The sequence below is a fragment of the Actinoallomurus acaciae genome (assembly GCF_042429965.1).
Taxonomy (GTDB): Bacteria; Actinomycetota; Actinomycetes; order Streptosporangiales; family Streptosporangiaceae; genus Actinoallomurus; species Actinoallomurus acaciae.
Map to the genome: position 1 here is coordinate 1 of NZ_JBHLZP010000292.1, position 10,563 is coordinate 10,563.

General features: G+C 71.1%; 8 protein-coding genes and 1 pseudogene. 6 read left to right on the plus strand and 3 right to left on the minus strand.

Annotation, left to right across the window (positions count from 1 at the left end):
* Positions 1-243 precede the first annotated feature (243 nt).
* Entirely contained in the window at positions 244-837 is a 594-nt protein-coding gene (locus ACFFNX_RS30950) for a TetR/AcrR family transcriptional regulator (protein WP_378209408.1), read from the minus strand.
* A gap of 82 nt (positions 838-919) precedes the next feature.
* Between ACFFNX_RS30950 and ACFFNX_RS30955 the strand changes: the two genes are divergently transcribed.
* Entirely contained in the window at positions 920-2,368 is a 1,449-nt protein-coding gene (locus ACFFNX_RS30955) for a flavin-containing monooxygenase (RefSeq protein ID WP_378209409.1), read from the plus strand.
* 12 nt (positions 2,369-2,380) lie between these two features.
* On the opposite strand, the gene hrpA is transcribed toward ACFFNX_RS30955, so the two are convergent.
* Entirely contained in the window at positions 2,381-6,253 is a 3,873-nt protein-coding gene (gene hrpA / locus ACFFNX_RS30960; protein ID WP_378209410.1) for an ATP-dependent RNA helicase HrpA, read from the minus strand.
* Positions 6,254-6,335: 82 nt separating this feature from the next.
* On the minus strand, positions 6,336-7,247 hold the full coding sequence (locus ACFFNX_RS30965) for a cation diffusion facilitator family transporter (RefSeq protein WP_378209411.1): 912 nt from the start codon (positions 7,245-7,247) through the stop codon (positions 6,336-6,338).
* A gap of 308 nt (positions 7,248-7,555) precedes the next feature.
* Between ACFFNX_RS30965 and ACFFNX_RS30970 the strand changes: the two genes are divergently transcribed.
* The 5 genes and pseudogenes from ACFFNX_RS30970 to ACFFNX_RS30990 form a co-directional block, all read left to right on the plus strand.
* Complete coding sequence (locus ACFFNX_RS30970; RefSeq protein ID WP_378209412.1) at positions 7,556-8,305, plus strand: CoA transferase subunit A; 750 nt, start codon at positions 7,556-7,558, stop codon at positions 8,303-8,305.
* Complete coding sequence (locus ACFFNX_RS30975) at positions 8,302-8,937, plus strand: CoA transferase subunit B (protein ID WP_378209413.1); 636 nt, start codon at positions 8,302-8,304, stop codon at positions 8,935-8,937. The genes ACFFNX_RS30970 and ACFFNX_RS30975 overlap by 4 nt, the downstream gene beginning before the upstream one ends.
* Positions 8,938-8,977: 40 nt before the next feature.
* Complete coding sequence (gene pcaH / locus ACFFNX_RS30980; RefSeq protein ID WP_378209414.1) at positions 8,978-9,655, plus strand: protocatechuate 3,4-dioxygenase subunit beta; 678 nt, start codon at positions 8,978-8,980, stop codon at positions 9,653-9,655.
* A 114-nt stretch (positions 9,656-9,769) separates the two neighbouring features.
* Complete coding sequence (pcaG, locus tag ACFFNX_RS30985) at positions 9,770-10,300, plus strand: protocatechuate 3,4-dioxygenase subunit alpha (protein ID WP_378209415.1); 531 nt, start codon at positions 9,770-9,772, stop codon at positions 10,298-10,300.
* Positions 10,290-10,563, plus strand: a pseudogene (locus ACFFNX_RS30990) (3-carboxy-cis,cis-muconate cycloisomerase); the annotation flags it as partial. The gene pcaG and the pseudogene ACFFNX_RS30990, both read left to right, overlap by 11 nt.

Genomic DNA, 10,563 nt, shown 5'->3' on the forward strand with positions numbered 1-10,563 from the left:
AGAGCCGTCGTATCGCCCGCTCCACCCGCGGACGCCCCGGGCCGTCCTGGTCCGGGAGATGCCGCGGCCGTCGCGGTCGGCCGGGCGGCCGGGCGGCCCGCCGCCGACGATCCATCGTCACGTGACGTCGGCCGGGCCGAGCGCGTTGATCACCATGGCTGGATTTTCCCCGTCAGCCATTCGGGCATAACGCGATTATCGGACAATAAGGATTAATTCGGGCGCCCTTTACCGGATGCTGGCTCAGGTGCCGTACGCCGACAGGCCTCTCCAGGTCACGTCCATCATCTGGCGGGCCGCCTCCTCGGGGGCGACGTCCGGGTTGCGCATGCGCCACAGGGCCAGGCGTTCGCAGGCGCCGACGATGATCTCCGCGTACGCCTCCAGGTCGCGCCTCGGCCGGTCCGGGGCGAGCCACTCCATCTGCGCGACGATCAGATCCGTCTGCTGGCGGCGGGTCGCCTCGATCTCCCCGGCCGCGCCGCCGAGCAGCACCGGCTCCTGGAGCAGCACCAGCCACGAGCGGCGGTGCGCCTCGTTGAAGCGGAAGTAGGCGAGGTAGCCGTTGTAGAGCTTGTCCTCGGCGGTCTCGCCCTCGGTCGCCGCGCGCTCGGTGGTCTCGCGCAGTTCGCGCCGCGCCCGGGCGATGGTGGCGAGCAGCAGGCCCTCCTTGGAGCCGAAGTACTCGTACAGCATCGGCTTGGACAGCCCGACGCGTACCGCGATCTCCTCCATGGACACCGCGCCGTACCCCTGTGAGGCGAAGACCTCCTCGGCGACGTCGAGCATCTGCCGCTCCCGCTCGGCCCGCGTCATCCTGCGCCGTTTGGTCTCCACCTGTGAACTGTATCTCACGACCTACCCCCGGTAACCTACCGTTGGTAACCTACTACCGGTAGGTACGCGGACTGGAGGTCACGTGAAACTCGCGATCATCGGCTCGGGGTTCGCCGGCCTTGGCATGGCGATCCAGCTGAAGAAGGCCGGATTCGACGACTTCGTCGTGCTGGAGAAGGACGACGACCTCGGCGGCACGTGGCGCGACAACCGATATCCGGGCTGCGCCTGCGACGTGCCCTCCCACATGTACTCCTTCTCGTACGAGCTGAACCCCGGCTGGTCGCGGATGTTCGCCCCCCAGAAGGAGATCTGGGCCTATCTGCGGCGTTGTGTCGACAAGTACGGGCTGGCCCCGCACATCCGGTACGGCGCCGTGGCCGACTCCCTGGAGTGGGATGACGAGGCGCGCCACTGGCGCGTCGCCCTCGGCGACGGCACCGTGCTCACCCCCAAGGCGGTCGTGTCGGGCATCGGCGCGCTGCACGTCCCGTCGCTGCCGAACATCCCCGGTGCCGAGCGCTTCACCGGGACGGCGTTCCACTCGGCGCGGTGGGACCACTCCTGCGACCTGACCGGCAAGCGGGTCGCCGTGATCGGCACCGGCGCGTCGGCCATCCAGTTCGTGCCGAAGGTCGCCGAGCGCGCGGCGAGCCTGCGCGTGTTCCAGCGCACCCCGCCGTGGGTTCAGCCGAAACCCGACTTCGTCTTCCCCACGTGGGCCCGCGGGCTGTTCCGCTATGTTCCCGGCGCGGCCCGCGCCTTCCGCGACACGATCTACTGGGTGCTGGAGGCCCGCGCGGTCGGCTTCACGATCAGCCCGAAGCTCATGGCCCCGCAGGAGAAGGTGGCACGCGCGCACATCGCCCGCCAGGTGCCCGACCCGGAGCTGCGCGCCAAGGTCACCCCGGACTACACGATCGGCTGCAAGCGCATCCTGCTGTCCTCGGACTACTACCCGGCCCTGTCCCGGCCGCACGTCGACGTCGTCACCGGCGACATCGCCGAGATCACCGAGACCGGCCTGGTCACCGCCGACGGCACCGCGCACGAGGCGGACGTCATCATCTACGGCACCGGCTTCAAGGTCACCGACGCCCTGGCCGAACAGCGCATCGTCGGCCGCGGCGGCGTGAAGATCCAGGAGGCCTGGGCCGACGGCATCGAGGCCCACCACGGCGTCACGATCGCCGGCTTCCCGAACCTGTTCATGCTCCTGGGCCCCAACACCGGGCTCGGCCACAACTCGGTCGTCTTCATGATCGAGTCCCAGGTCCAGCACGTGCTGAGCTGCCTGCGCCTGCTGGAGGAGGAGAAGGCCGACGTCATCGAGGTACGCCCGGACGCGCAGCGGCGCTTCAACCGGGGCCTTCAGCGCCGCCTGCGCAAGGCGGTGTGGAACGAGGGCGGCTGCAAGAGCTGGTACCTGGACGACCAGGGCGTCAACCGCACGCTGTGGCCGGGCTTCACCTTCGAGTACTGGGCCCGCACCCGCAAGGCCCGCCGCCGCGACTACGACCTGTCCCGCTGACGCGCGCCTCGCCTACGGCGTGGCCTGGTCCAGGGCCTTGAGGATGCGCTTCTCCGAGATCGGGTACGCCGTGCCGAGCTGCTGGGCGAAGAAGCTCACCCGCAGCTCCTCCAGCATCCACCGGACCTCGCGGATCCTCAGCTCTCCCGGGTGGTCGTCGCGGGTGCGGACGTACCGCGCCTCCAACTGCTGGATCTGCCGCGTCCTCTCGGCGTCGCGGTGGAAGTCCTCCGCCAGCCGTTCCAGCCGGCGGGCGATCGCACGCAGGTAGCGCAGCAGGTCCGGCAGGCGGCGAAAGCCCGCCGCCGTCAGGAAGCCGGGGAAGATCAGGCGGCTCAGCTGGGCGCGGACGTCGGTCACCGACGGGGCCAGCGTCGGGCTCGTCGTGCTCTTCAGCCGCGCCTCGATCTCCTGCCAGGCGGCCAGGATCCGCTGCGCGTGGTCGAACACGACCGCCGTCGTGTCGAAGAGCTCGGCGCGCACGTGGTCCTTCAGGCGGGTGAAGCCCGCCTCGTCCCACGCCGGGCCGCCGGCCTCGGTGATCAGCTTGTCGGCGGCGCAGGCCGCACAGTCGTCCAGCAGCGCCGCGACGCTGCCGTGCGGCGTCGTGCTCAGCACCAGCTTGGCCTGGTTGCTCAGCTTCGACTGCAACGCCTTCGTCGGCGACGGGGAGTTCAGCAGCACCAGGCGCCGCGTGCCGCGCCACATCGACCGCGCCTGCTCCGCCTCCGTCGGATAGGTGCGGATCGCGACGCTGTCGCCCTCGTCGGCCAGCGCCGGGTACGCCCTGACCCGGCCTCGCTCGTGGACCCGGGGCAGCGTGCCGATGTCCCAGGTGCGCAGGCCCCGGCGCTCGATCGCGTCCGACGCCCGCGCCAGCGTCGCCGACACCTTCGGGGCGAGGCGGCGCTTCAGCTCCTCCAGGTCCTTGCCCTCCGCCAGCGTGTCACGCCGGTCCACCACCCGATAGGTGATCTTCAGGTGGGCGGGCACCCGGGACAGGTCCCACGCCGAGACCGGGACGTCCACGCCGGTCATCTCGCGCAGCTCGCGGGACAGCGACTCCAGCAGCGGGCCCGACGACGGGTCCAGCCGGTCCAGCACCTTGCGGGCCACGTCCGGCGCCGGGACGAAGTTGACCCGCAGCCGCTTGGGCAGCGAGCGGATCAGCTCGGTGACCAGGTCCTCGCGCAGTCCGGGGATCTGCCAGTCGAAGCCGGAGGCGTCCACCTGGTTGAGCACCGGCAGCGGGATCCGCACCGTCACGCCGTCGGCCTCCGTGCCCGGCTCGAACTGGTACGACAGCGGCAGCCGTTGCTCGTCCGCCTGCCAGGAGTCGGGGTAGTCCTCCCGGGTGACCGCGTCCGCGGCCTCGTTGACCAGCATGGAGGTGGAGAACAGCAGCAGGTCCGGCGTCTCGCGCCGCGCCTTCTTCCACCACGAGTCGAAGTGCCGCGCCGACACCACGGAGGCGGGGACCCGTTGGTCGTAGAACTCGAACAGGGTCTCGTCGTCCACTACGATGTCGCGGCGCCGGGCCCGGTGCTCCAGCTCCTCGGCCTCCTCCAGCAGCCGCCGGTTGTCGCGGAGGAAACGATGGTGGGAGTCCCAGTCGCCCTCGACCAGCGCGTGGCGGATGAACAGCTCCCGGCACGGCTCCGGCTCGATCCGCGCGTAGTTCACCTTGCGCTCGGCCACGATCGGCACGCCGTACAGCGTGACCTTCTCGTAGGCCATCACGGCGCCCTGTTTCTTCTCCCAGTGCGGCTCGCTGTAGGTGCGCTTGACCAGGTGCCCGGCCAGCGGTTCGACCCACTCCGGCTCGATCCGGGCGGCGATGCGCGCCCACAGCCGCGAGGTCTCCACCAGCTCGGCCGCCATCACCCAGCGCGGCGGCTTCTTCGCCAGGGCGGAGGCCGGGAAGAGGGCGAACCGGGCGCTCCGCGCGCCGTCGTACTCGCGTGGGCCGCGCCGGCCGTCCTTCCTGGCCTCCTTCTTCGGCTCGTCCAGCAGGCCGATGTGCGACAGCAGGCCGGCGAGCAGCGAGACGTGCACCTGCTGCGGGTCGGCGGGCGTGCTGCCCGGAGTGACGCCGAGGTCGCGCCCGATCTGCCGTAGCTGGCCGTAGATGTCCTGCCACTCACGGACGCGCAGGTAGTGCAGGAACTCCTGCTTGCACAGCCGGCGGAACTGGTTCCCCGACAGCTCCTTCTGCCGCTCGCGGAGGTAGTCCCACAGGTTGAGGTAGGCGAGGAAGTCCGACTCCTTGTCGGCGAACCGCGCGTGCTTCTCGTCGGCCGCCTGCCGCCGGTCGGCGGGCCGTTCGCGCGGGTCCTGGATGGACAGCGCGGCGGCGATCACCATGACCTCGCGTACGCAGCCGTTGCGGTCGGCCTCCAGCACCATCCGGGCCAGGCGCGGGTCGACCGGAAGCTGGGCGATCTTGCGGCCCATCGGGGTCAGCTTCCCCGACGACAGGGCGCCGAGCTCCTCCAGCAGGGCGACGCCGTCCTTGACGTTGCGCCGGTCGGGCGGGTCGATGAACGGGAAGTCGAGGATGTCGCCGATGCCCAGGGTGGTCATCTGCAGGATGACCGAGGCGAGGTTGGTCCGCAGGATCTCCGCGTCGGTGAACTCCGGCCGCGTGAGGAAGTCGTCCTCGGAGTAGAGCCGGATGCACACGCCCTCCGAGACGCGTCCGCAGCGGCCCTTGCGCTGGTTGGCCGAGGCCTGCGACACCGGTTCGATCGGCAGCCGCTGCACCTTCGTACGGTGGCTGTAGCGCGAGATCCGCGCGGTGCCCGGGTCGATGACGTACTTGATGCCCGGGACCGTGAGCGAGGTCTCCGCGACGTTGGTGGCCAGCACGATCCGGCGCCCACCGTGCGGCTGGAACACCCGGTGCTGCTCGGCGGCGGACAGCCGGGCGTACAGCGGCAGGATCTCCCAGGACACCGCGTTCTTTGCCTTGGCACGCTTGTCCAGGGCGTCGGCGGTGTCGCGGATCTCGCGCTCGCCGGACAGGAAGACCAGCACGTCGCCCGGGGGTTCGAGGGCGAGCTCGTCCACCGCGTCCAGGATGGCCTGGGTCGGGTCGTCGTCCTCCTCGACCGGCCGGTAGCGCACCTCGACCGGGTACGTGCGGCCGGACACCTCGACGATCGGCGCGTCATCGAAGTGCCGGGAGAAGCGCTCCGGGTCGATGGTGGCCGAGGTGATGATCACCTTGAGGTCGGGCCGCCGGGGGAGCAGCCGCTTGATGTACCCGAGGATGAAGTCGATGTTGAGGCTGCGCTCGTGCGCCTCGTCGATGATCAGGGTGTCGTAGCGCCGGAGCATCCGGTCGCGCGCCAGCTCGTTCAGCAGGATGCCGTCGGTCATGACCTTGACCAGCGTGGTGTCGCTGGAATGGTCGGTGAAGCGCACCTGGTAGCCGACGGTCTCGCCGATCGTGGTGTGCAGCTCTTCGGCAATCCGCTCGGACACCGTACGCGCGGCCAGGCGGCGCGGCTGGGTGTGCCCGATCTGCCCCTTGACGCCCCGGCCGAGCTCCAGGCAGATCTTGGGCAGCTGCGTCGTCTTGCCCGACCCGGTCTCCCCGGCGACGATCACGACCTGGTTCTTCTCGATCGCGTCGCGGATCTCGTCCTTGCGGCGGCTGACCGGCAGGGCCTCGGGGTAGGTCACCTCGGGCATCGCGTCGCGGCGCAGCGCGACCCGCAGCTCGGCGGCCTCGAGATCGGCGGTGACCTTCGCGAGGACGTCCGCACGGGCGGCGTCGTCGCGTACGCCGCGGATGCCGTCGAGACGACGGCGCAGCCGGTGCTGGTCGTGCAGCATCAGCTCGGGCAGCCGTGACCGCACGTCAGAAAGCGAAGATCCCATACATCCGCAGAGAATAGGCAAGCGTCCGGACCGCCCGGTACCTGGGACCTCTACGTTGCCCCATGACGCGGTGCGGCGCCACTCAATTTCTCCGGTGGCTGGGGCCGTGCGGGTCGTCGCAGTGCCGCCGCTCGATGGTCAGGAGCTGCTCCGAGGCGTGGTCGACCTGGAGTGTCGTGTGGGTGATCTGGTAGTCGTGCTCCAGCACGTGCTCCAGGTCGTGGCGTACGGCGTGGCAGTCCTCGCCGACGGCGACGAGCACGTGGGCCGAGGCCGCCGGCATGCCCGAGGTGATCTGCCAGATGTGCAGGTCGTGCACCTCGACGACGTGGGGGCGGGCGGCCAGCGCCTGCCCGATCCGCTCGGGCGATAGCGCGGCGGGCGCGGCCTCCAGGAAGATCCGCCCCGAGTCGCGCACGAGCCCGGAACCGGCCTTGACCATCAGGGCGACGACGATGAGCGACGCGATCGCGTCCGCCCGCCCGAAGCCGGTGAGGATCACGACGAGCCCGGCGGCCGCGGTGGCGATGAAGGCGTACAGGTCGGTCACGATGTGCTGGAAGACGCCCTCGACGTTGAGGCTGTCGCGGTTGGCCCGGCCGATCAGCCAGCTCGCCCCCAGGTTGACCACCACCCCGGCGAGAGCCGTGGCGAGCACCATCCCACCGATCACCTCCGGCGGATGGATCAGCCGCCGGACCGCCTCGTAGGTCAGCCACGCCGACAGCACCAGCAGGGTGATCCCGTTGGCCTGCGCGGACAGGATCTCGGCGCGGGTGAGGCCGTAGGTGTAACCGCCGCGCGGGGGCCGGGCCGCCAGACGCATGGCCATCAGCGCCAGGGCGATCGACGCGGCGTCGGTGAGCATGTGCGCCGCGTCGGAGATCAGCGCGATCGAACGGGCGAGAACGCCCACGACGATCTCGCCGGCCATGAACGCCAGGATCAGCGCGAGCGCGGCGGTGAGCAGGCGCTTGTCGGAGTCCGCGCTCACCCCGTGAGTGTGCCCGTGGCCGTCGTGGTCGTGCGCGCCGGTCACGGCGTCGGCCGGGCGCCCCCGGCGGGCCGGCTCCCGCCGGTCGTCCCACGTGGCTCGTCGGCCCGCTGCATCGGTGTGTCCTCCTCAGTCACCGCCACCGATTCGACGGTACCAAGGGGGCGGCGCGATCCCGGGGCGTCGGTGTACGGGCCCGCGACGTGTTCCGGACGTCCTTCGCGAACCGGTCCGCCGCGATCACTGTTCTTCCGCTGAGCGGAAGAACGGTCGTGAGCGGCTCGGGCGGCCTGGGCAGGGTGGTGTACATGGACAAGGTGGCTCCCTCGGCGGCGGAGGCGGTCGCGGACCTCGGCGACGGCGCGTCGATCGCCGTCGGCGGGTTCGGGCTGTGCGGTGTGCCGTTCACCCTGATCGACGCCGTGTACGCCGCGGGCGCCTCGGCGCTGTCGATCGTCTCGAACAACTGCGGGACCATCGGCCTCGGCCTGGGACGCCTCCTCGACGCCGGCCGGATCGCCCGGGCGCGGGGCTCGTACGTCGGGGAGAACAAGGAGCTCGCCCGCCGCTACCTCGGCGGCGAGATCGAGCTGGAGCTGATGCCGCAGGGCACGCTGTCGGAGCGGCTGCGCGCCGGCGGCTGCGGCATCCCCGCCTTCTACACCCCGGCCGGCGTCGGCACGCTGGTCGCCGAGGGCGGGCTGCCCTGGCGGTACGGCCCGGACGGCGAGGTCGCGGTGGCCTCTCCGCCCAAGGAGGTCCGTGAGTTCGGCGGCCGGGAGTACGTCCTGGAGGAGAGCATCACCACCGACTTCGCGCTGGTCCGCGCCGTCCGCGGCGACCGGCACGGCAACCTGGTCTTCCACCGCTCCGCGCGCAACTTCAACCCCCTGTGCGCGATGGCCGCCCGCGTCGCGGTCGCCGAGGTCGAGGAGCTCGTCGACGCCATCGACCCCGATGAGGTCCATCTGCCCGGCATCTTCGTCCAGCGTGTCGTCGCCCTGACCCCCGAGCAGGCCGCCGACAAGCCCATCGAGAAGCGGACGGTGACCGGATGAGCTGGTCCAGGGCGCAGATCGCCGAGCGTGCGGCGCGGGAGCTGTCCGACGGGATGTACGTCAACCTCGGCATCGGGCTGCCGACGCTGATCCCCGGGTATCTGCCGGCCGGAGTCGACGTGGTGATCCACTCGGAGAACGGCCTCCTGGGCGTCGGCCCCTACCCGGCCGAGGATGAGGTCGACCCGGACCTGATCAACGCGGGCAAGGAGACCGTCACCGTACGGCCCGGGGCGTCCTCCTTCGACTCGTCGCTGTCGTTCGGCATGATCCGCGGCGGCCACGTGGACGTCGCGGTGCTCGGCGCAATGCAGGTCTCGGCCCGCGGCGACCTCGCCAACTGGGCGGTCCCCGGAAAAATGATCAAAGGCATGGGCGGCGCGATGGACCTCGTCCACGGCGCCCGCCGCGTGATCGTCGTCATGAGCCACAACGACCGGGACGGCAACTCCAAGATCGTCAAGGACTGCGCCCTGCCGCTCACCGGCCGCGCCTGCGTCCAGCGGATCATCACGGACCTGGGCGTCATCGACGTCACCCCGGACGGACTCGTCCTGGTCGAGACCGCGCCAGAGGTGAGCGAGCAGGAGATCCGCGAACGCACCGACCCACCCCTCGCCGCCGCGTCATGACCCGGGGACGCCCCCGGCCCCGGGCCGCAAAGGAGAACCCGTGAGCGATCCGCACCCTCCCTACCTGCATCCGCCGTACAAGAGCACCCCGCTACGGGCTCCGTCACGGCCGCTGATCGTGCCCGAGTACGGGCCGGACGCCATCGAACTGTCCAGCCCGGTCTTCGGCCACTCCGAGCTCGGCCTGCTCGACAACGACCTGACCAGGCAGCACGCCGGCGAGCCTCTCGGCGAGCGGATCATCGTCACCGGCCGCGTGCTGGACTCCTCCGGGCGCCCGGTGCCGAACACGCTCGTGGAGATCTGGCAGACCAACGCCGCCGGCCGCTACATCCACCTGCGCGACCAGCACCCGGCGCCGCTCGACCCCAACTTCACCGGCACCGGCCGCTGCCTGACCGACGGCGAGGGGCGGTACCGGTTCGTCACCATCAAGCCGGGCGCCTACCCCTGGCGGAACCACCACAACGCCTGGCGTCCCGCGCACATCCACTTCTCGGTGTTCGGCACCGCCTTCACCCAGCGGCTCGTCACCCAGATGTACTTCCCGGGCGATCCGCTGTTCGCCTACGATCCGATCTTCGGCTCGATCGCGGACGAGAAGGCCAGGGAGCGCCTGATCTCCCGCTTCGACATGGACACGACCGTCCCGGAGTGGGCGCTGGGCTACCAGTGGGACATCGTCCTCGGCTCGACCCCGACGGAGGAGGGCCCATGACCGAGCGAAGCGAAGGCACGTACCCGTGCTCACCACCTCCGACGGAGGAGAGCCTATGACCGAGCGGATCGAAGGCACGCGCCCGTGGTCACCCCCTCCGACCAAGGGGGACTCATGACCGAGACCACGCCCTCGCAGACGGTCGGCCCGTTCTTCGGCTACGCCCTCCCGTACGGCGACGGCCCGCGCGTGGTGCCCGAGTGGCACCCCGACGCCATCCGGATCCACGGCACCGTCTTCGACGGCGCGGGCGAGCCGCTGCCCGACGCCCTCCTCGAGACCTGGCAGGCCGGTCCGGACGGCGAGGTGCCGCGCGCGGTGGGCGCGCTGGCCCGCGAGGGACACGACTTCGCCGGCTTCGGCCGCTGCGGTACGGACGCCGCCGGGCACTACTGGTTCTCCACGTTGAAGCCGGGCGGCCCGACCCCGTACGTCGCCCTGCTCGTGTTCGCGCGCGGCCTGCTCAAGCCGGTCATCACCCGGATCTACTTCCCCGGTGAGCCGGGGAACGCCGGCGACCCGGTCCTGTCCGGCGTCCCGGCGGACCGGCGCGACACGCTGGTGGCCGTTCGCGAGCACGAGCGGTCCTACCGTTTCGACGTTCACCTCCAGGGCGGGCAGGAGACGGTCTTCTTTGCCGTCTGACCTGCTCTCACCGGTCGCCGCCGGCACCGCCGCGGAGAAGGCCACCTCCGGCGAGGCCTGGCTGCGCGCGCTGCTGGACGCCGAGGCGGCCCTCGCGCGCGCCCAGGCGCGCCTCGGCATGGTCCCCGAGGGTGTCGCCGAGGCCATCCTCACCGCGAACGTCGACCTGGACGACCTGGCCGTACGGGCGCGGGGCGCGGGCAACCCGGTCGTCCCGCTGGTCGCCGACCTGCGGGAGTCCGCCGGTGAGCACGTCCACCGCG

Excerpts from the sequence above, each read along its gene's own strand:
- hrpA (WP_378209410.1), bottom strand. The coding sequence starts at position 6,253 with ATGGGATCTTCGCTTTCTGACGTGCGGTCACGGCTGCCCGAGCTGATG.
- ACFFNX_RS30970 (WP_378209412.1), top strand. The coding sequence starts at position 7,556 with ATGGACAAGGTGGCTCCCTCGGCGGCGGAGGCGGTCGCGGACCTCGGC.
- pcaG (WP_378209415.1), top strand. The coding sequence starts at position 9,770 with ATGACCGAGACCACGCCCTCGCAGACGGTCGGCCCGTTCTTCGGCTAC.
- ACFFNX_RS30975 (WP_378209413.1), top strand. The coding sequence starts at position 8,302 with ATGAGCTGGTCCAGGGCGCAGATCGCCGAGCGTGCGGCGCGGGAGCTG.